Here is a 20,355-nt window from a genome sequence, read left to right on the forward strand (position 1 = left end):
TTGGCGCCACAAATACACGTAAGCGTCCAGGACCCCACCCCTCCGACCCCGCCCCCTCCCGTCTCGTCGGCGACCGCCCCCCGGTGACACAGAACTCCTGTCCGGCCCGGGGTGTCCTCCAGCCCCTCCGGCGTTTGAGGAGCGGGGTGACGGGGCGGAGCCCCGTCTTTCGGGAAGGGGCGGGGTGGGGATTGCCCGCCGGAGGCGCCCACGGTCCGCACTTGGCGGCTCGCCCCGGGGTTCAGAAGTTGTGCAGTGCCCCGCCGTCCACCGGAAGCATCACGCCCGTGAGATACGACGCCGCCGGGGACAGCAAGAACGCCGCGGCCTTGCCGAATTCCTCGGGCGTCCCATACCGCCCCAGCGGAATCGCCGCCGCGTTCCGCTCCCGCGCGGCCTCCGCGTCGCCCGAGAGGCCGTCGAGCTCGCGGATGCGGTCGGTGTCGATGCGGGACGGGAGGAGGCCCACGACGCGGATGCCGCGGGGGCCGACCTCGAGGGAGAGGGATTTGGCGAAGCCGGCGAGGCCGGGCCGCAGGCCGTTGGAGATGGTGAGGCCCGGGATCGGCTCGCGGACGGAGCCGGAGAGGACGAAGCCGATCACGCCGCCGGAGCCGAGTTGGTCCGCGGCGGTGCGGGCGAGGCGGACGGCGCCGAGGAAGACGGAGTCGAAGGCGGCCTGCCACTGGGCGTCGGTGATGTCGGCGGTCAGCCCGGCCGGAGGGCCGCCGACGCTGATGAGGACGCCGTCGAAGCGGCCGAACTGCTCGCGGGCGGTGGCGATGAGGCGGCCCGCGGCCTCGGGGTCGGCGTTGTCGGCGGCGGCGCCGACGGCGTTGGGCCCGAGGTCGGCGGCGACGGCGGCCGCCGTATCGGCGTCGCGGCCGGTGATGACGGCCTTCGCACCGTCGGCGATCAGCTCACGGGCGGTCGCGAGCCCGAGCCCGCGGGTGGCTCCGGTGACGATGTACACCCGGTCTTTGAGTCCAAGATCCATGGGTTCAGTCTGCCTTGGGCCCCTCCGCGAGGGTGAGGGCGGTCCCCACCAGCCCGATGTGGCTGAACGCCTGGGGGAAGTTGCCGAGCTGGCGGCCGGTCGCGGGGTCGTACTCCTCGGCGAGCAGCCCGACGTCGTTGCGGAGCGCGAGGAGGCGTTCGAAGAGCGCCGTGGCGTCCTTGTGGCGGCCGACCAGCTGGAGGGCGTCGGCGAGCCAGAAGGAGCAGGCGAGGAAGGCGCCCTCGGTGCCGGGGAGGCCGTCCACGTCGCCGTCGGCGGTGTAGCGGCGGATCAGGCCGTCCTCGCTGAGCTCGCGGCGGACGGCGTCGATGGTCCCGATGACGCGCGGGTCGGTGGCGGGGAGGAAGCCGACGCGGGGGATGAGCAGGGTCGCGGCGTCCAGTTCGGCGGAGCCGTAGGACTGGGTGAAGGTGGACCGCACCGGGTCGTAGCCCTTCTCGCAGACCTCGCGGTGGACGGCGTCGCGCATGGCGCGCCAGCGGCTCGCGTCGCCGCCCAGCTCGGGGTGGGACTCGATGGCGCGGACGGCGCGGTCGGCGGCGACCCAGGCCATGATCTTGGAGTGGACGAAGTGGCGGCGGGGTCCGCGCACCTCCCACAGCCCCTCGTCGGGGTCGCGCCAGGCGGACTCCAGGAAGTCCATGAGCGCGGTCTGGATCTTCCAGACGTGGGGTTCGGTGGACAGTCCGGAGGAGCGGGCGACGTGGAGGGTGTCGAGCACCTCGCCGTAGACGTCGAGCTGGCGCTGGTCGACGGCGTCGTTGCCGACCCGGACGGGGGTGGAGCGCTCGTACCCCTCCAGCCAGGTCAGCTCGTGTTCATGGATCCGGCGCTCGCCCCGCAGGCCGTACATGATCTGGAGCTCGGCCGGGTCGCCGGCGATCGCGCGCAGCAGCCAGTCGCGCCAGTGGGCGGCCTCCTGGCGGTAGCCGGCGCGGAGCAGGGCGTTCAGGGTGAGGGTGGAGTCGCGCAGCCAGCAGTAGCGGTAGTCCCAGTTGCGGACGCCGCCGAGCCGCTCGGGCAGCGAGGTGGTGGGGGCCGCGACGATGCCGCCGCTCGGGGCGTAGGTGAGCGCCTTGAGGGTGATCAGGGAGCGTATGACGGCGTCCCGGTAGGGGCCCTCGTAGCGGCAGCGGGCGGCCCAGCCGCGCCAGTCCGCCAGGCTGGAGCGGAGGGAGTCGTACGGGTCGATGAGCCGGGGGCGGGGCTCGTGGGAGGGGTGCCAGGTGAGCACGAAGGCCACCCGGTCCCCGGCCGAGACGGTGAACTCGGAGCGGGTGCTGAAGTCCTCGCCGTAGGTGTGGACCTCGGGCTCCGAGCGCAGCCATACCGAGTCCGGCCCGGCGACCGCGATCCGGTGGCCGTCGGTGCGGCGCATCCAGGGGATGACCCGGCCGTAGTCGAAGCGGAGCCGGAGGACGCCGAGCATGTCGACGCGGCCGGATACGCCCTCGACGATGCGGACGACATCGGGGGCGCGGTCGCGCTGCGGCATGAAGTCGATGACCTTGACCGTGCCCGTCTCCGTCTCCCAGACCGACTCCAGGACGAGGGAGTCGTCGAGGTAGCCGCGGCGGGTGCAGGCGCCCGCGCCCTTGGGGGCGAGCCGCCAGTGGCCGTTGTCGCGGTCGCCGAGGAGGGCGGCGAAACAGGCCGGTGAGTCGAAGCGGGGCAGACACAGCCAGTCGATGGAGCCACGGCGGCTGACCAGGGCCACCGTCTGGTGGTCACCGATGAGGGCGTAGTCGTCGATGTGCTGTGCCATATCCGGGCGCCTTCCCCGGGGAACGGCTTCCTACCCCCGCCGACCAGGCGACTAGTCGGCCCCGGCCGCGGCGGGGACCTTTTCGGGGGTGGCCGCCGCCTTCGCGGCCTCGGCGGCGCGGTCCCGGCGCTCGCGGCGGGCCAGCACGATCCAGCCGATGGGCACACCGGCGGAGAACAGCCACCACTGGACGGCGTAGGCCATATGCGGGCCGATGTCGCTGTGGTTGGGCGCGGCGACCGGCTGGGGCTGCTTGCCGCCCTTGGGGGAGGATGCGGTGAGTTCCACGTAGCCGCCGAGGACGGGGCGGGAGAGCGCCTTCGCCTGCTGCTCGCTGTTGATCAGCGAGACCTGGCGGGGCGGCAGCCCCTGCTTGTCCTTGATGCCGCTGTTGCCGGTGGTCTCGTCGGCCTTCAGCCGGCCGGTGACGGTGACCTTGCCGGAGGGGGCGGCGGGGACCTTCGGGAATTTGGTGAGGTCCGGGCCGGCCGGGATCCAGCCCCGGTTGACCAGGACCGCGCGCTCGTCCGGGAGCAGCAGCGGGGTGAGCACGAAGTAGCCGATGGACTGCTCGTCGGAGCCGGTGCGCTGGCGGACGACGATCTCATGGGCGATGTCATAGGTGCCGGTGGCGGTCACCGTGCGCCAGGTGTCGTCGCGGGGGACCGTACGGCCGGGGGCGGTGAGCTTCTCGACGGCCACGGCCGGGGCGCCGAGGTTGTCCCCGATCAGCTGGTTCTGGGCGACCCGGTGTTCATGGCGGTGCAGCTGCCAGAAACCCAGCCTGATCATCGTCGGGATCAGGGCCAGGGCCACGAGTGTGAGGATCACCCACTGCCGGGTCAACAGGAAGCGGTACACATCGTTGACATTACTCGGCGTGGATTGTCCCTCGGCCGGTGGGGGCGTCCCAGGACAATCCACGCAGGTGGCCGGGTTCACACATGGTCGACGATGCCCACCTTCCCTTCCGCCCGCGCGCAGTGCGCACAGCAGTAGAACTGGCCGTCCGCCTCCACGCCCTGCCCGATGATCTGGGCGCGGCAGTGTTCGCAGATGGGCGCCATGCGGTGGATGGCGCACTGGAAGCAGTCGAAGACGTGCACATTGCCCTGCGCGTGCACCTCGAATGTCATCCGGTAGTCGTTTCCGCAGACCTCACAACGTGCCATGCGCCTCAGCGTGCGGGCCCGCGCGGTGGTGGGCGAGCGGCGGGCGGGCGCGTCGCGCCGACTTCACCTGTTTGTCGGCGGCGCGGGGGTGACGTCCAGGAGGAGCTGCATGAAGGCGGCCTCGTCGATGATGGGCGTGCCGAAGGAGCGGGCCTTGGTGGTCTTGGACGTGGGCGACTCGGGGTCGTTGGTGACCAGCACGCTGGTGAGCCGGGAGACGCTGGAGGCCACATGCAGCCCGGCCTCGATCGTCCGGTCCTCCAGCAGCTCGCGGTCGACGGAGGTGTCCCCGGAGAACGCCACCCGCATGCCCTGGACGAGCTGCCCGCCCGGCTCGTAGCGCCCGGGGTTGGGGTAGGGGCAGGCCGGGAGCTTGCGGCTGGGGCGCCAGCTCTGCCGGTACGACCGCTGGCGGCCGATCGCCGGGCCTTCGGACCACTCGGTGAGCGGCTGGCAGGCCAGCAGCGGCAGGCGCAGCCCGGTCTCGGCGGCCCGGTGGAGGCTGGGCCGGAAGGTCTCGGCGAGCACTCGGGCGTCGTCCAGGGCGTGGTGGGCGCGCCGCTGGACCACTCCGTAGTGCGCGGCGAGGGTCTCCAGCTTGTGGTTGGGCAGCGGCAGGCCCAGCTCCTTGGAGAGGGCGATGGTGCACAGCCGCTGCCGCACCGGCGCGGCGGTCCTGGTGCGGGCGTACTCGCGGGCGAGCATCGACCAGTCGAAGGCGGCGTTGTGCGCGACCAGGACGCGGTCGGCCAGCCGCTCGGAGAGCTCCCCGGCGATCTCGGCGAAGCGCGGGGCGCCCGCCAGCACCTCCTCGGTGAGGCCGTGGATCCACACCGGGCCCGGATCGCGCTGCGGATCGACCAGGGTGTACCAGTGGTCCTGCACCGTGCCCCGGGCGTCGAGCTGATAGACCGCCGCGGAGACGATCCGGTCGTCGCGGGCGAGGCCGGTGGTCTCCACGTCGACGACCGCGTACCCCTGCGGATAGGTGGCCGGCCAGGAGGACGGCGGTACGGGGTGCGGTGCGGTTGCCGTGGGGTCTTCGAGCATGGTCCATGAGGATACGGGCCGTCACCGACAGCTCTGACGGGTGGGCCGGTCGGGGCGGGCGCCGCCCCGGGGTTGACGGGGCGTCGGGCCCGTACGCGGGTCGGTCGGGCCCGTACGGCGGGTCAGAGGTCGGACAGTGCCAGCTGGAGATCGACGTCGCTGGTGAGGAGGCGGCCGGCGCGTTTGTCGCCCGCGCGGTCGGGCACCGTCACCTTCACCCTGGGCGAATCCCCGGTGAGAACCGTCACCTTGGCGCCGTCGTAGCGCGGGGCCCGCCGGTCGATGACTGATTTCAGACGGTCGGCGGCGCGCTCGGCGGTCCGTTTGCCGTCGGTGAGGGCACAGATGACCCCTGATGTCTCGGTCGCGGACTTCGCGAGCTGTCCGGTGGCCGAAAGGCGCACCGCGTCCTTGGCGTTCTTGCCGCCGAAGTCGGCGCGGTAGACATCGCCCAGACAGTCGCCCAGCGCCCGGTAATCCGGGTCGTCCGCCACGGACTTGCCCTTGGCCGGGCGCACCGCCGACAGGTCCTTGCCGGAGGAGCCGAAGGAGATCTCGTCCTTGGCGACCTGGAGGGTCACCCCCTCCTTCGTCCAGACCGTCTCGCCGCGCCAGGTGTGCCGGGCGAATCCGCCCGCCTTGAGCTTGGCGGTGACGCGGCCGGCGTCGAAGGAGCCCTGCCAGTGCCCGGCGGTCCCATTGGTCACATCGGTGTCGATCATGGCCGGATCGAGTCCGTAGCCATGGGCGTTGAAGCGGTAGCCCGTCAGCAGCGGACTGCCCGCCTGGCCGACGGTGCGGAACCGCTGGGAGCCGCCCTTCTCCAGGGAGCGCACCCGGGCGGCGTCGAGATAGGAGACCTGGGTCCCCTTCGCGCCCGCGATCGAGACGTGCCGCACCGCGGCCATCAGATCCGAGGGGGAGTCATCGCCGCCCGACCCGGAGGAGCACCCCGTGGTGAGCGCCGACAGCATGCAGACGAGGGCTATGCCTCCGGTCCGGAACCGTTCTCTGGCTCTGCGCACAGGCGGGGATCCTAATCGGCCGTGCGGCCGCGGGCGACCCCCGTTATTGACATGCCATCTACCATACTTGTTGGTAACTACCTCTAGCGGCGCCCTTATGGGCGGTTCTATGTTGCGGACATGCCGCACCAGCCGAATGCCGTGCTGTGGTCGATACCGGCCTTTGTCCTGCTCACCGTCGTGGAGATGGTGAGCTACCGCCTCCACCCGGACGAGGACAGCGAGGGGTACGCGGCGAAGGACGCCGCCACCAGCGTCACCATGGGACTCGGCAGCCTCGTCTTCGACCTGGTGTGGAAGATCCCGATTGTGGCGATCTACGCCGCCGTCTACGAACTCACCCCGCTACGGGTCCCGGTGGAGTGGTGGACGCTGCCGCTGATGCTGCTCGCCCAGGACTTCTTCTACTACTGGTCGCACCGCGGGCACCATGTCATCCGCATCCTGTGGGCGTGCCATGTGGTGCACCACTCCAGCAGGAAGTTCAACCTCACCACCGCCCTGCGGCAGCCATGGACCACCTGGACCGTCTGGCCGTTCTACGTGCCGATGATCGCGCTCGGGGTGCACCCGGCGGCGGTGGCGTTCTGCTCCTCGGTGAACCTCGTCTACCAGTTCTGGATCCACACCGAGCGGATCGGCACCCTGCCGCGCCCCGTCGAGTTCCTCTTCAACACCCCCTCGCACCACCGCGTCCACCACGCCTCCCAAGGCGGCTACCTGGACCGCAACTTCGGGGGCATCCTCATCGTCTGGGACCGGCTCTTCGGATCGTTCGTCCCCGAGACCGAGCGGCCCGTCTACGGACTGACGAAGAACATCGGCACCTACAACCCGCTGCGCGTGGCCACACACGAGTACGCGGCCATCGCCCGCGACCTCGCCGCGGCGCGGGACTGGCACGAGCGGGCGGGCCGGGTCTTCATGGGGCCGGGCTGGCAGCCCGCGCCGCCCCCGGAGGCCGGGCGGCCGGAGCCGGTCGGCGAGAGCGTGCGGTGACGGCCGCCACCGGGCGCGCGACGAGGGCCCTGGCCGCCCTCTTCGCGCTGCTGACCGCCGTCCAGCTGACCGCGCTGCTCGGGGACGCCACCACCGTCGTCCACCTCACCAAGCCCGCCCTGATGCCCGTCCTCGCCGGATGGGCCCTGATGCGCGGCGGGCCGTGGCCGCTGCCCGCCGCGCTGCTGTGCGGATGCGGGGGCGATGTGCTGCTCCAGATCGGCGGCGAGACCGCGTTCCTGGCCGGAATGGGGTGCTTCGCGGCCGGACACCTCTGCTATCTGGCCCTGTTCGCCCGCGCCGGGCGGGGCCGCGCGGCGGCCCGTGCGGAGCCCCGTACGGCGGCCTGGGTGGCCGCCGGGTACGGGGCCGCGTGGCTGGGCACGGTGGCGCTGCTGTGGCCCGGCCTCGCCGCGCATCTGCGGCTTCCCGTCGCGGGCTACAGTCTGCTGCTGACGGCCATGGCGCTGGCCGCGCTCGGGGCGGGCCCGTGGACCGGGCTCGGCGGGGCGCTGTTCATGCTCTCCGACACCCTGATCGCGGCCGGGCTCGCCGACTGGCCACGGCCGCCGGTGCCCCAGTTCTGGATCATGGCCACCTATGTCGCCGCCCAGTGGCTGCTGATGACGGGAGCGACGCGCGACGCGGCCCCGCGCCCCGGACCGGAACGGGCGCTCGTCGGTCCGTGACGCCCGTAAGGCCGTCACGCGGTGATGCCGTATGGCCGTGGCACCCGTAAGGCTGTGACGCCGTGACGTTCGTATGGCCGTGGCGCCCGTAAGGCCGTCACGTGGTGGTGCCCGTAAGGCCGTGGCGCCCATAAGGCCGTCACGCCCTGACGTCCGTAAGGCCGTAACCCTCGTCAGGCCGCGACCGGCAGCCGCCGGAGCCGGACCATGTGCAGCGGGTCCGAGGGGTGGTCATGGCTCAGCTCCCAGCCCTGGGCGCGCGCAGCCTCCACGACATAGCCCGCGCCCACACCGCGGTAGGCGCGCACGGGGATGTCGTGCGGGCCCGGCGGCGGGGCCTTCTTCGCCTTCTGGGCGGCCAGCTCCTTGCTGGTCCAGGAGGCGATGCGCTGGTCCACCCGGGCCCGGTAGAAGGCCGCGTCGCCCTCGTGCCGCAGCTCCGGGAGCGTCACGCACCAGACGGGCCACACCGCCACGTTGTCGCCGAACTTGTCGATCAGGCTGAGGAAGCCCTTCTCGAACCCGGGGATGATCGTAAAGATCTCGGCCACGAGCGCGAAGGCGATGAAGCAGAGGAAGAGCACCACGAGCAGTGCCCACCACAGCGGCAGGAGCAGCACGGTGAGCACGAACCGGATCAGCAGCGAGAAGGCCGGCCGTGGGGGCAGCGGCCCCCAGGAGTCGTCGTGATGCACGGGAACGCGGTCCTCTCGCGGCTTCATCAGGGGGCCTACGGGCCGCCGGGCGGCTTCCGCCACGGCGGCCCGTGCATTGTGTCAGCCGGTCACTTCTCGACGGCGTCCAGGGCGTCCGCGAGCCCGGCGCCGTAGAAGCCGTTGTACCGCTTGCCGCCCTCGCACACCGCGTCGACCGTGCCGTCGCCGTCGATGTCGTACGGCGTCGGGCAGGCGATGTCATCGGCCTGGGCCTTCAGCAGCGCCTTCACCTGCCACGGGGAGGCGTGCGGATGGGTGCTCTTGATGAGCGCCGCGACACCGGCGACATGCGGCGAGGCCATCGAAGTGCCCGCCATGTAGCCGTACTGCCCGCCCGGCAGCGTGTTGTAGATCAGGCCGCTGGTGGCCGGGGGCTCCGGCTTCTGGTAGGCGGTGCTGTCGCCGCCGGGAGCCGCGATGTCGATGATCCCGAGGCCGTAGTTGGAGAACGAGGACTTGAGCCCCTTGGCGCCGGTCGAGGCGACCGTGACCACGCCCGGCAGCTGGGTCGGGATGTCCAGGCAGACGCTCGGGTCCACGTCCCGGTCGCCGGGGGTGGTGTCGTTGGGGCTGGAGGGGTCGGTGATGGTGTCCGAGGTCAGGTCGTAGTTCTCGTTGCCCGCCGCGGCCACATTGACCACGCCCTTGCGCTCCGCGTACGAGGAGGCCCGGCGCACCGCCTCGACCAGGGCCTTCTGGTCCGGGTCGGTGGTGCAGTTGAAGTACCACGGGTCGGTGTAATAGCTGTTGTTGGTGACGTCCACGCCGTGCTCGGCGGCCCAGACGAAGCCGCAGACGACCGCCTCGGTGTAGAAGAACCCGGCCGTCGTGGACACCTTGATACCGGAGACCTTGACGCCCGGGGCCACACCGGTGACTCCGATGCCGTTCTTCGCGGCGGCGATCTCACCCGCGACATGCGTACCGTGCGGGGACTCCTCGGCGGTCGGCCGCCAGGCGCCGTCGGCGGTGTCCGGCTTGCCCGTCACACAGTTGACGGACGCCTTACGGTCGAAGTTCGGCGCCAGATCGGGGTGGGTGTCGTCCACTCCGGTGTCGATGACCCCGACGGTGACGTTCCGGCTGCCCAGGCTCTTCTCATGCGCCTTGTCCGCCTTGATCGCCGGCAGATCCCACTGGAGCGGCTCCAGCGGGTCCTGCCCGGCCCCGGCCTTGGCCGCCACCGCCTGCCGCTCCTTCTCGCTCAGCAGCTTCGGAGCGTCGATGTCGTCGGTGGACTGGGCGGGCAGCGGGGCGGTGCGGGTGTTCCCGGCGGAGGCCACGCCGCGGACCTTACGGACGGTCTTGGCGAAGTCCGGGTTGGCGGAGTGGGCCACGATGACGCCGATCCGGTCGTAGGACACGACGACCGTACCGCCGGCCTGGGCGATGGCCTTGCGGATCCGGGACGCGTCCTGCCCCGGGCGGGTGTTGACGACATAGCTCAGGGACGGGCCGTCGGCCGTGGTGGCCGCGGCGGCGTGGCCGTCGTGCCCCAGAGCGGTGGCGGTGGTGGGCAGGAAGGCCAGCGCGGTGGTGAGCGCCATGGCGGCGGGTATCGCGGCGGTGCGCAGCGGCAGGGAGGTGCGGCGCGGCGTCATGGGTACTCCGGTTCTCTCGATGTGCTCGATGTGCTCGATGTGGGTGAGAAGGCTCTGGGCGTACGGCCGGGCTGGACCGACAGCGTTCCGGACCGGGGGCGCGGACGCGCGCTCAGCGCGCCACTCGGGGGACGCGGAGCCCCCGGGCGCGGGCGGCGGTCCGGCGGGCCGTGTCAACGGCCGTGGTCCGGCCGGGGTCATCCGCACAAGCGAATGCGCGCGCCCTCATGGCGCGGATCCCGCACACCGCCTCGATGCCCCGGGACGCCGCGGGACCGGGACAGAGGCGGCGGGGAGTGGCGAAGGGGTGGTGCGAAGCCGACGGACCGTCAAAAGCCCGCCGTCCGGGTCTTGGAGGGGCCGATCTCAGATGAGCCATGGGGTCTCCACTTCATCCGTACGGGCCGCCCGGACGCTTCCGCGTCTGGGCGGGTACATGACGAAGGAAGCTATCGCTGATCAAGGTCGAACATCAATGCATTCCGGAAGAAAACCCGCCACAGTACCCGGAGCCGATCCCTCCTCCGAATTCTTATCCGTCTTTCAATCAACCGGCCCCTGTCGTACAGGTCCACGTCGCCCTACCATGCGTGATCTGGATCACCCTCGCCGCCGTATTCATCCCCGTGCCCCACTCACCAGGAGAGACCGTGGATACCGCACCGGCCAACGATCGCCCCGACGATCAACGGCAACTTGACCGTTCCTCCTACGCCGAGGTGCAAGCGAGCGCGGAGTTCGGCGAACTGCGCGGTGCCCACCGCTCGTTCGCCTTCCCGCTCACCATCGCGTTCGTCAGCTGGTACCTGCTCTATGTGCTGCTGTCCAACTACGCGGACGGCTTCATGGGCACCAAGGTCGTGGGCCACATCAACGTGGCCCTGGTGTTCGGTCTCGCCCAGTTCCTGACCACCTTCCTCATCGCCTGGTGGTACTCCCGGCACGCCGCCACCAAGCTGGACCCCCGTGCCCAGGCGATCAAGTCCCGTCTGGAGGAGCGTTCATGAGCCCCTCTCTGCTCGCGGCCGAGAGCGCATCGGACAACCGGCCGCTGATCGTCACGCTCTTCGCGGTCTTCGTCCTGGCCACCCTCGCCATCACCGTATGGGCGGGCCGGCAGACCAAGGACGCCACCGACTTCTACGCCGGCGGCCGCCAGTTCTCCGGCTTCCAGAACGGCCTCGCCATCTCCGGCGACTACATGTCCGCGGCGTCCTTCCTCGGCATCGCCGGCGCCATCGCGCTCTCCGGCTACGACGGCTTCCTGTACTCGATCGGCTTCCTCGTCGCCTGGCTGGTCGCCCTGCTGCTGGTGGCCGAGCCGCTGCGCAACTCCGGCCGCTACACGATGGGAGACGTCCTCGCCTACCGGATGCGCCAGCGCCCGGTGCGCACCGCGGCGGGCGTCTCCACCATCGTCGTCTCGATCTTCTATCTGCTGGCGCAGATGGCGGGCGCGGGTGTGCTGGTCTCCCTGCTGCTGGGCATCACCAGCGAGGCCGGGAAGATCCTCATCGTCGTCCTGGTCGGCGTCGTGATGATTCTCTACGTCACCATCGGCGGTATGAAGGGCACCACCTGGGTGCAGATGGTCAAGGCCGTGCTGCTGATCGCGGGCACGCTGCTGATCACCTTCCTGGTGCTGCTGAAGTTCAACTTCAACATCTCCGACCTACTGGGCGAGGCGGCCAAGAACAGCGGCATGGGAGAGGCATTCCTGGAGCCGGGGCTGAAGTACGGGATCAACTCCACCACCAAACTGGACTTCATCTCGCTCGGTATCGCCCTGGTCCTGGGCACCGCGGGACTGCCGCACATCCTCATCCGCTTCTACACCGTGCCCACCGCCCGGGCCGCCCGTAACTCGGTCAACTGGGCCATCGGCATCATCGGCCTCTTCTACCTGATGACCATCGCGCTGGGCTTCGGAGCCGCCGCGCTGCTGGGGCACGACGACATCATCGCCTCCAATAAATCGGGCAACACCGCGGCCCCGCTGCTCGCCGAGGAGATCGGCGGCGGACCGGACTCCACCGGCGGCGCCATCCTGCTCGCGGTGATCTCCGCGGTGGCGTTCGCGACGATCCTCGCCGTGGTCGCCGGACTCACCCTCGCCTCCTCGTCCTCCTTCGCCCATGACCTGTACGCCAACGTGATCCGCAAGGGCGAGGCGACACAGAAGGAGGAGATCTCGGCGGCGCGCTGGGCCACCGTCGGCATCGGCACCGTCGCCGTCGTCCTCGGGGTGTTCGCACGAGATCTCAACGTGGCCGGACTCGTGGCGCTCGCCTTCGCGGTCGCCGCCTCGGCAAACCTGCCGACGATCCTCTACAGCCTGTTCTGGAAACGGTTCACCACCCAGGGCGCGCTGTGGTCGATCTACGGCGGACTGATCTCCTCGGTCTTCCTGGTGCTCTTCTCGCCCGTCGTCTCGGGCAAGGAGACCTCGATGTTCCCGGACGTGGACTTCCACTGGTTCCCGCTGGAGAACCCCGGACTGATCTCCATCCCGCTGGGTTTCCTGCTCGGCTGGCTGGGCACCGTCGTCTCGAAGGAGGAGCCCGACCGGGAGAAGTACGCCGAGCTCGAGGTCCGCTCGCTCACCGGACACGGCGCCCACTGACCGGTCCCACCCACCCGCGCGGCCCCTCCATGTCACACCTGTCACGTACGCTGCGAGACAATTGAGCAGTGCACGTACACCAACTGTGGAGGGGCCGCCACCATGCTGATCGACACCTATGGTCGCGTAGCCACCGACCTGCGTGTCTCCCTGACCGATCGCTGCAATCTGCGCTGCACCTATTGCATGCCGGAAGAGGGCCTTCAATGGCTCGCCAAACCGGATCTGCTCACCGACGACGAGATAGTGCGGCTGATCCGGATCGCCGTCACCGAGCTCGGCGTCACCGAGGTGCGCTTCACCGGCGGTGAGCCACTGCTGCGCCCCGGTCTGGTCGGCATCGTGGAGCGCTGCGCGGCTCTCGCCCCGCGCCCCCAGATGTCGCTGACCACCAACGGCATCGGGCTGGCGCGCACCGCCTCGGCCCTGCGCGACGCGGGCCTGGACCGGGTCAATGTCTCGCTGGACACCTTGCGTCCCGAGGTCTTCCAGGCCCTGACCCGGCGCAAGCGCCATGACGATGTGCTGCGCGGCCTCGACGCGGCGCGCACCGCCGGGCTGACCCCGGTGAAGGTCAACGCGGTGCTGATGCCCGGGCTCAACGACGACGAGGCGCCCGATCTGCTCGCCTGGGCCGTGGAGAACGACTATGAGCTGCGCTTCATCGAGCAGATGCCGCTCGATGCCCAGCACGGCTGGAAGCGCGACGGCATGATCACCGCCGGAGACATCCTGACCAGCCTGCGCACCCGTTTCACCCTCACCGCCGAAGACGAGGGGGAGCGCGGCTCCGCGCCCGCCGAGCGCTGGCTGGTCGACGGCGGCCCGGCCCGGGTCGGCGTCATCGCCTCGGTCACTCGCCCGTTCTGCCGTGCCTGCGACCGCACCCGGCTGACCGCCGACGGACAGGTGCGCACCTGTCTGTTCGCGCGCGAGGAGTCCGATCTGCGCGGAGCGCTTCGCTCCGGCGCCCCGGACGAGGAGATCGCCCGGCTGTGGCGGCTGGCGATGTGGGGCAAGAAGGCCGGATCGGGGCTCGACGACCCGTCGTTCCTCCAGCCGGACCGGCCGATGTCGGCGATCGGCGGCTGATGGCGCCCGTGGCGGGTGGCCGGTGGCTGACGCCCCCGGTCGGGCGGCCGGTGGCCTTCGGGTCAGTGGTCGGCGGCCGACCACTCCTCCAGCGTCACCACGTCCTTGAGGAAGCCCCGCACTCCGAGGAACTCCGACAGATACTCGCGGTGTTCCTCGCAGGCGAGCCAGGTCTTGCGCCGCTCCGGGGTGTGAATCTTGGGGTTGTTCCAGGCCAGCACCCATACGGCGGGGGCGTGGCAGCCCTTGGCGGAGCAGATCACGGTGTCGGTCTCGGCGGCGGTTTCGCGGGTGTTCACACCGCAGACTCTACGGAAGGTGCCCCGGACATGGCGACGCCGGGCAGCCACGGGGGGAGCCGCCCGGCGTCGGTCCGTCGCTCCGACGGGGGATGCGGAGCGCGTACGCAGTATGTCACGAGGGATAGGGCCCGGTGCACCGGTACTGCACTATTGGTCTGAGGTTTTCTTGAGCTTATGGAATCGCGGCAGGTCAGCCGCGCTCGCCGCGTCCAGGTTCGCTGATATGTCCGACGTCCTCCGGGACGGATTCCGCCCCGTGGGGGTCCGTCGGCTCCTCTCCGCGCCCGGCGATCAGCATCGGACGGGGCGGGGCCGGGACGAAGGTGGTGGGCAGCGAAGTGACGTTCTCCCGGCCCGCGTTGGCGACCACGACCGCGATGTAGGGCAGCACCACGCCCAGCACCAGAGCCACGATGGCCACATGGCGCTCCACGTTCCACAACACCGCCGCCAGCACAACCGCGATGGTCCGCACCGACATCGAGATCACATAGCGCCGCTGCCGGCCGCGTACGTCATCGGCCAGCCCCTGACGCGCTCCGGTGATCCGGAAGACTTCCGCATCGCCGTGCTTCCGCATCACGTTCCACCACCCGATCGCCGAGCGGGCTTCCCCCGCTCTGGGACGTACTCAACGTTACGCCGCGCCTGCTGTCGGTTCGAGACCGGGGCACCCTGATGGGTGCCGTCTCCCACTGCGCCAGAAGGCGTACCGCCCCTCCGGCGTGCGCCGTACCCGAAGTGGTCAAACACTGGAAGGGATGTGCATCCCCTCGCCATGTGTCAGGGAGGCGACATGAACTGGCTGTGGGCGATCGTCGTGGGCCTGATCCTCGGTGTGATCGCCAGAGCGATCCTCCCCGGCAAACAGGCCATTCCCCTCTGGCTGACCTGCGTCTACGGCATCCTCGGCGGAATGCTGGGCAACGCCGTGTCGGGGTGGATCGGGGTCCGGCACACCGGCGGCTTCGACTGGATCCGGCATCTGCTCCAGCTCGCGGGGGCCGTGCTGATCGTCGCCCTGGGCACTCCGCTGTGGCAGCGGATCCGGCGTCCGGGCAGCCGCCGCGAGCGGGCCTGAGACGGATTCCGGAGCCCGCACACGTCGTACGAGCGGCGGCGGGCGGTGCGCGTGGTGGATGCGCACCGGCCGCCGCTTCCGTGCGGTCGCGGGGCGGGTGGATTACACCCCGCGCACCTGGGCGATCTTCCGCCCGGCCTTGAGGTAGACCGTGCCGGAGCCCGGCGCCGCGCCGGTGCCCGCCAGCGTCTCCGCGACCACCTCGGCCAGCGGGCGCACCGCCTGGGCCTCGGGAAGCACCACCGACTCCTGGCCGCCCTCGGTCTCGATCACCAGCCGCAGCCCGTTCTGCTTGGCGACCCGGCGGGCGGCAGAGGCGCTGGGCTGGAACGCCAGCACCTTGCTCAGCACGGTCGCGATGGACTCGGCACCGTGCTCCCCGGCGTCGACCACCGGCGTCTCGACATCGGTGAAGCTCTTCTTGGAGAACTGGGCGACGAAGCCCGCACGGGCCGCCATCGCCTTCTCGACGCCGTACAGCGCCGCCACCACCTCACCGGCCAGGACCTTCTTCAGATCCATCGGGTGCAGCGAGCGGTCCTCCACCCGGGCGACCGCGGCGGCGATCTCCGCGTCCGTCCACTCGGTCCACGCCTCCAGGTACGGCTTCATCAGCCGGTCCGGAATCGACATGATCTTGCCGAAGACATCGTCGGCGGTCGCGGACAGCGCGACATAGTTGCCCTTGGACTTGGACATCTTGGCGCCGGTGCCGTCCGTGCCCTCGATCAGCGGCATCGTGACCACCAGCTGCGGCCGCTGCCCGCGCAGCTCCATCAGCTTGCGGCCCATCTGGAGGTTGAGCAGCTGATCCGCGCCGCCCAGCTCCACATCGCACTCCAGGGCCACGGAGTCGAGGGCCTGCGCGATCGGGTAGAGCAGCTCGGACATGGTCAGACCGGAGCCGGCGGCCAGCCGGTTGCGGAAGTCCTCGCGCTGGAGCAGCTGGGAGACCGGCACCTGGGAGAGCAGCCCCAGCAGCTCGGGGAAGGTGAACGGCGCCAGCCACTCGCTGTTCTGCCGCAGACTGACCCGCTCGAAGTCGAAGAAGGGCCGGACCTGGTCCTGGTAGCCCGCGAGGTTCCGGGCGATGTCCTCGTCGGTGAGCGGCGGGCGCTCCGCCGTACGGCCCGACGGGTCGCCGATCTTGGCCGTGAAGTCGCCGATCAGCAGCGTGACGTCATGCCCCATGCGCTGGAAGCGGCTGAGGATGATCATCGGCACCACATGGCCGAGGTGCACATCGGCGGCCGTCGGGTCGATGCCCAGCTTGATGGCCAGGCCCCGGCCCGCGCCGCGGCGCTCCTCGATCCGCTTGGCCAGCTCCTCCGTACCGGGCAGGATCTCGACCGTACGGGACGCGATCAGCTCGGCCTGCTCCGTCGGCGACAGGTCCGTCAGATCGAGATAGCGCCGCGAGCCCGTCTCCTCGAGCAGCCGCTCGACGGTCTTGTCGGAGGAGAGGTCCTGGGTGAGGAGCTCGCTGGCGCGGGCGACGGATTCGCCGAGGCGTGTCATGGCGTTCCTGGGGATAGAAGTGACGGATATCGATTCGTTCCGGATGGGCGTGGACCAGTCTATTCGGCTCCTTCACACCCCCTTGCTGACCGAGCTCATATTGAAGTCCGGGATGCGCAGCGGCGGCACCGCGGCGCGGTTGAAGTAGTCGCTCCACTCCCGCGCCAGCGTCCGCTCGGTGCGGCCCGCCTCGGTGGCGCGGGCCAGCAGATCCACCGGCGACTCGTTGAACCGGAAGTTGTTCACCTCGCCGACCACCTCGCCGTTCTCCACGAGATAGACCCCGTCCCGGGTCAGCCCGGTCAGCAGCAGCGTCGCCGGGTCGACCTCGCGGATGTACCACAGGGAGGTGAGCAGCAGCCCCCGCTCGGTGGCCGCGACCATCTCCTCCAGCGAGCGGGTGCCGCCCGCGTCCACGATCAGGTTGTCGATCGCGGGGGCGAGGGGCAGCCCGGTGAGGGCGGCCGTGTGCCGGCTGGTGATCAGCCGCTGGAGCACCCCGTCGCGGATCCAGTCGGTGGCGGTCAGCGGCAGACCGTTGTCGAAGACCGACACATCGTCCCCGGATGTGTGCGCGATCACGAACGGCGCCGCCTCAAGACCCGGCTCGGCCGGGTCGCTGCGCAGTGTGAGCGGCAGCTCGGACAGCTTCTCGCCGACCCGGGTGCCACCGCCCGGCTTGCTGAAGACCGTACGGCCCTCGGCCGCGTCCCGGGCCGAGGAGGACCACAGCTGGTCGATCAGCAGATCGGCCACGGCGGTCGGGGGCAGCAGCGTCTCGTAGCGGCCGGCCGGCAGCTCGATCCTCCGCTCGGCCCAGGCGAGCCGCCGGGCGAGCTCGGCGTCGATCGCGGCCGGGTCCACATCGGTGAAGTCGCGGGTGGCCCGCCCGGCCCAGGCCGAACGGGGTGCGGCCGTGCCGGAACCCGCGGATTTGGCGTTGACCTCGAGCGTGCCGGTGGGCTGGTCATGGCGCAGCCGCAGCCCGGTGGAGGTGCCCAGATAGCTGGAGACCAGCTGATGGTGGGCGAATCCGTACAGCTCCCGGCCGCCCGCGCGGGCGGCGGCGAAGGACTCGCCGAGGGCGGGGGCGAAGCCGGCGAACACCTCGGAGGAGGTCGTGGCGGGGGCGTCGGTGAAACCGGGGGAGACCGCCGCGTCTGGATCCCGCTCCACCAGCGGCTGGGCGTCCTCGGCCGGCTCCGCCTCCCGCGCGGCCGCCTCGGCGGCCCGGACCAGCGGCTCCAGTTCGTCGGCCGTGACCGCGGACCGGGACACCACACCCGAGGCGGTGCCCCGCCCGCCGTTCACGGTGGCCACGACGGTCAGGGTGCGGCCGCGGGTGACACCGTTGGTCGTCAGGGCGTTGCCCGCCCAGCGCAGATTGGCGGTCGAGGTCTCGTTCGCGATCACCACACAGCCATCCGCGCGGGACAGCTCCAGGGCGCGCTCGACGATCTCATGGGGCTTCACGCTCATCGTCCGGCCTCCTGGGTGGTGTTGAGGATGTTGACGCCGCGGAACAGCGCCGACGGGCAGCCGTGCGAAACCGCCGCGATCTGCCCCGGCTGGGCCTTTCCACAGTTGAAGGCGCCGCCCAGGACATATGTCCGCGGGCCGCCGACGGCCGTCATCGAACCCCAGAAGTCGGTGGTGGTGGCCTGGTAGGCGAAGTCGCGCACCTGCCCGGCGAGAGCGCCGTTTCTGATGCGGTACGCCCTTTGGGCCGTGAATTGAAAGTTGTACCGCTGCATATCGATCGACCAGGAGCGGTCGCCGACCAGATACAGACCGTTCTCGACGTCGCCGATCAGCTCCTCCGTCGAGGGGCCGTCGGGGGCGGGCTGGAGCGATACGTTCGCCATCCGCTGCACCGGCACATGGCCCGGCGAATCGGCGAAGGCGCAGCCGTTCGACCGCTCGAAACCGGTCAGCCGGGCGATCCGGCGGTCCAGCTGATAGCCGACGAGCGTGCCGTCCTTCACCAGATCCCAGGACTGGGCGGCCACGCCCTCGTCGTCATAGCCGATGGTGGCCAGCCCGTGCTCGGCGGTCCGGTCCCCGGTCACATTCATCACCGAGGAGCCGTACTTCAACTTCCCCAGCTGGTCGAAGGTGGCGAAGGAGGTGCCCGCGTACGCCGCCTCGTAGCCGAGCGCGCGGTCCAGCTCGGTGGCGTGGCCGATCGACTCATGGATCGTCAGCCACAGATTGGACGGGTCCACCACCAGGTCGTACGACCCGGCCTCCACGGATGGCGCGCGCATCTTCTCGGCGAGCAGCTCCGGGATCTCCGCCAGCTCGGTGTCCCAGTCCCAGCCGCCGCCCGCGCCGGGGGCCCCGGTCAGATACTCCCAGCCGCGCCCGACCGGCGGGGCCAGGGTGCGCATCGAGTCGAACTCCCCGCTGGCCGGGTCCACGGCCACGGCGGTGAGCTGCGGATGGAGCCGCACCCGCTGCTGGGTGGTCACGGTGCCCGCCGTGTCCGCGTAGAACTTGTTCTCCTGCACGGTCAGCAGCGACGCGTCCGCGTGCGCCACCCCATCGGCCGCCAGCAGCCGCTCGCTCCACTCGCCGAGCAGCCCGGTCTTGTCGGAGTCGGGCACGTCGAAGGGGTTGATCTCATAGGCGGAGATCCACGTCTTCTCGGCGTGCACCGGCTCCGCCGCGAGCTCCACGCGCTCATCGGACCCGGCCGCCTCGATCACCTTGGCCGACAGCTTCGCCATCGCCACCGCCTGCGAGGCGACCCGCGCGGCGGCGTCCATGCTGAGGTCCACGCCGGACGCGAACCCCCACGCCCCGCCGTGCACCACCCGTACGGCGTACCCCAGATCGGTGGTATCGGCGGCCCCCGACGGCCTGCCATCCCGCAACCGCCAGCCGGCACTGCGCACCCGCTCGAACCGGAAGTCGGCATGCGCGGCCCCCAGCGCACGAGCCCGAGCGAGAGCCGCATCGGCAAGCGCCCTCAGGGGCAACGCGAGGAAGGACGGATCAATCTCGTGCGGCACGGGCGGCTCCTCTTCGTCGCGTACGTGGCGTGGTGCCCGTCGGCAGTGAACCATGCGGCTGGGGCCTGGGGCGCGGCAATTGCCCTGGACGCCGGGGTTCGGGGGCAGCTCTGTCGGCCCCGACGGCGGCATCCCGGTTGTAGGTTGCCTCGTACTCGTCGCCCCAGCGGTCCAGATCCTCGACGAGCTGCTTGCTGAGAGGAAGCGAGTCGGGCGCTACGTTATCCAGTCCTTGTTCGGTCACGACCCACACGGGATAGCACTCGTAATCTACGGAGAGACGCGCCGTATGCTTCACCGTGGAATTCACAGGTTGTGCCAGGCGTGATTGCACACGCCTCGACACTCTGTTTCTCTTCGCCGCGTGTCAGCGACTGCGAACGTCGAGAGAAGTACGCGGAAGGACTTCATGTACTCATTTGGCGGAAGGTTGATGATCTTACCCATCTGTTCGAGGATTGGTTCTCGAACAATCAAGACGGCAGGGGTCATCGTCGGCTTCACCCCCGACTGTGCCAGGCCGTTTCGTCCGTCCTCTGCTGTTGCGTGCGCCTGCATCGAGTAACGAACCACCTCTTGCAGCACCGCTCGCTGCTCGGTCTGGTCCAGCGAACTGAACCAGCTCACGGCCTCGTCCATGCCGCGTAGCCTTTGGGCCACCTCATTGATCATTCGCTCCGACTCTTTCAA

21 protein-coding genes are annotated in these 20,355 nt (G+C 70.4%); 6 read left to right on the forward strand and 15 right to left on the reverse strand.

Translation table 11 applies throughout. The features are described from left to right. Nucleotides 1–241: 241 nt before the first annotated feature. The 6 genes from AB0E24_RS44020 to AB0E24_RS44045 form a co-directional block, all read right to left on the reverse strand. Nucleotides 242–997 (reverse strand): SDR family oxidoreductase, encoded by a 756-nt coding sequence (locus AB0E24_RS44020; RefSeq protein WP_069874592.1) that lies wholly within the window; start codon nt 995–997, stop codon nt 242–244. A gap of 4 nt (nt 998–1,001) precedes the next feature. Continuing rightward, on the reverse strand, nt 1,002–2,783 hold the full coding sequence (locus tag AB0E24_RS44025; protein ID WP_147967291.1) for a glycoside hydrolase family 15 protein: 1,782 nt from the start codon (nt 2,781–2,783) through the stop codon (nt 1,002–1,004). Nucleotides 2,784–2,834: 51 nt separating this feature from the next. Further along, nucleotides 2,835–3,644, reverse strand: a complete 810-nt coding sequence (locus tag AB0E24_RS44030; protein WP_359385535.1) for an SURF1 family cytochrome oxidase biogenesis protein — start codon at nt 3,642–3,644, stop codon at nt 2,835–2,837. 77 nt (nt 3,645–3,721) lie between these two features. After that, entirely contained in the window at nt 3,722–3,955 is a 234-nt protein-coding gene (locus tag AB0E24_RS44035) for a metallothionein (protein ID WP_037949523.1), read from the reverse strand. Between the two features lie 63 nt (nt 3,956–4,018). Then, complete coding sequence (locus AB0E24_RS44040; RefSeq protein WP_069874599.1) at nt 4,019–5,005, reverse strand: DEDDh family exonuclease; 987 nt, start codon at nt 5,003–5,005, stop codon at nt 4,019–4,021. Nucleotides 5,006–5,127: 122 nt separating this feature from the next. Continuing rightward, on the reverse strand, nt 5,128–6,030 hold the full coding sequence (locus AB0E24_RS44045) for a hypothetical protein (RefSeq protein ID WP_359385538.1): 903 nt from the start codon (nt 6,028–6,030) through the stop codon (nt 5,128–5,130). A 120-nt stretch (nt 6,031–6,150) separates the two neighbouring features. On the opposite strand from AB0E24_RS44045, the gene AB0E24_RS44050 reads away from it, so the two are divergent. Next, nucleotides 6,151–7,029 (forward strand): sterol desaturase family protein, encoded by an 879-nt coding sequence (locus AB0E24_RS44050; RefSeq protein WP_359385540.1) that lies wholly within the window; start codon nt 6,151–6,153, stop codon nt 7,027–7,029. Further along, a complete protein-coding gene (locus AB0E24_RS44055) occupies nt 7,026–7,718 on the forward strand; it encodes a lysoplasmalogenase (protein WP_079257160.1) in 693 nt (230 codons plus the stop codon). Before AB0E24_RS44050 ends, AB0E24_RS44055 begins: the two co-directional genes overlap by 4 nt. Nucleotides 7,719–7,891: 173 nt before the next feature. Here AB0E24_RS44055 and AB0E24_RS44060 read toward each other — a convergent pair whose 3' ends face one another. Continuing rightward, nucleotides 7,892–8,413 (reverse strand): hypothetical protein, encoded by a 522-nt coding sequence (locus AB0E24_RS44060; RefSeq protein ID WP_099013332.1) that lies wholly within the window; start codon nt 8,411–8,413, stop codon nt 7,892–7,894. A gap of 89 nt (nt 8,414–8,502) precedes the next feature. Continuing rightward, nucleotides 8,503–10,035: a S8 family peptidase gene (locus AB0E24_RS44065; RefSeq protein ID WP_079257158.1), complete on the reverse strand. Its 1,533-nt coding sequence runs from the start codon at nt 10,033–10,035 to the stop codon at nt 8,503–8,505. 650 nt (nt 10,036–10,685) lie between these two features. Here AB0E24_RS44065 and AB0E24_RS44070 point away from each other — a divergent pair. The 3 genes from AB0E24_RS44070 (at nt 10,686) to moaA (ending at nt 13,750) form a co-directional block, all read left to right on the forward strand. Continuing rightward, nucleotides 10,686–11,042, forward strand: a complete 357-nt coding sequence (locus tag AB0E24_RS44070; RefSeq protein WP_069874613.1) for a DUF485 domain-containing protein — start codon at nt 10,686–10,688, stop codon at nt 11,040–11,042. Then, complete coding sequence (locus AB0E24_RS44075; RefSeq protein WP_102934211.1) at nt 11,039–12,658, forward strand: monocarboxylic acid transporter; 1,620 nt, start codon at nt 11,039–11,041, stop codon at nt 12,656–12,658. Before AB0E24_RS44070 ends, AB0E24_RS44075 begins: the two co-directional genes overlap by 4 nt. Before the next feature lie 102 nt (nt 12,659–12,760). After that, the gene (moaA, locus tag AB0E24_RS44080) at nt 12,761–13,750 is read left to right on the forward strand and encodes a GTP 3',8-cyclase MoaA (RefSeq protein WP_069874619.1); all 990 of its coding nucleotides are present in this window, start codon (nt 12,761–12,763) and stop codon (nt 13,748–13,750) included. Between the two features lie 62 nt (nt 13,751–13,812). Here moaA and AB0E24_RS44085 read toward each other — a convergent pair whose 3' ends face one another. Beyond that, nucleotides 13,813–14,049 carry a hypothetical protein gene (locus tag AB0E24_RS44085; RefSeq protein WP_069874621.1) on the reverse strand — a complete coding sequence of 79 codons (237 nt, stop codon included), beginning with the start codon at nt 14,047–14,049 and terminating at the stop codon, nt 13,813–13,815. A gap of 193 nt (nt 14,050–14,242) precedes the next feature. Next, nucleotides 14,243–14,632: a DUF3099 domain-containing protein gene (locus AB0E24_RS44090; RefSeq protein WP_069874623.1), complete on the reverse strand. Its 390-nt coding sequence runs from the start codon at nt 14,630–14,632 to the stop codon at nt 14,243–14,245. 216 nt (nt 14,633–14,848) lie between these two features. Between AB0E24_RS44090 and AB0E24_RS44095 the strand changes: the two genes are divergently transcribed. Continuing rightward, a complete protein-coding gene (locus AB0E24_RS44095; protein ID WP_069874626.1) occupies nt 14,849–15,133 on the forward strand; it encodes a GlsB/YeaQ/YmgE family stress response membrane protein in 285 nt (94 codons plus the stop codon). Between the two features lie 102 nt (nt 15,134–15,235). Here the strand turns inward: AB0E24_RS44095 and tyrS are convergent, their stop codons facing one another. The 5 genes from tyrS to AB0E24_RS44115 form a co-directional block, all read right to left on the reverse strand. Next, nucleotides 15,236–16,651, reverse strand: coding sequence for a tyrosine--tRNA ligase (gene tyrS / locus AB0E24_RS44100; protein ID WP_093699808.1), 1,416 nt, complete (start codon nt 16,649–16,651; stop codon nt 15,236–15,238). Between the two features lie 72 nt (nt 16,652–16,723). Continuing rightward, a complete protein-coding gene (locus tag AB0E24_RS44105; RefSeq protein WP_359385545.1) occupies nt 16,724–18,130 on the reverse strand; it encodes a metallopeptidase TldD-related protein in 1,407 nt (468 codons plus the stop codon). Then, on the reverse strand, nt 18,127–19,665 hold the full coding sequence (locus tag AB0E24_RS44110; RefSeq protein ID WP_069874633.1) for a TldD/PmbA family protein: 1,539 nt from the start codon (nt 19,663–19,665) through the stop codon (nt 18,127–18,129). The genes AB0E24_RS44105 and AB0E24_RS44110 overlap by 4 nt, the downstream gene beginning before the upstream one ends. Further along, nucleotides 19,649–20,011 (reverse strand): immunity protein CdiI family protein, encoded by a 363-nt coding sequence (locus AB0E24_RS46205; RefSeq protein ID WP_518524791.1) that lies wholly within the window; start codon nt 20,009–20,011, stop codon nt 19,649–19,651. Before AB0E24_RS46205 ends, AB0E24_RS44110 begins: the two co-directional genes overlap by 17 nt. After that, nucleotides 19,972–20,337, reverse strand: a complete 366-nt coding sequence (locus AB0E24_RS44115) for a DUF5958 family protein (protein ID WP_232639311.1) — start codon at nt 20,335–20,337, stop codon at nt 19,972–19,974. The genes AB0E24_RS46205 and AB0E24_RS44115 overlap by 40 nt, the downstream gene beginning before the upstream one ends. Between the last annotated feature and the right edge of the window lie 18 nt (nt 20,338–20,355).

The organism is Streptomyces malaysiensis subsp. malaysiensis (assembly GCF_040653035.1).
In the GTDB taxonomy this organism is placed as follows: domain Bacteria; phylum Actinomycetota; class Actinomycetes; order Streptomycetales; family Streptomycetaceae; genus Streptomyces; species Streptomyces malaysiensis.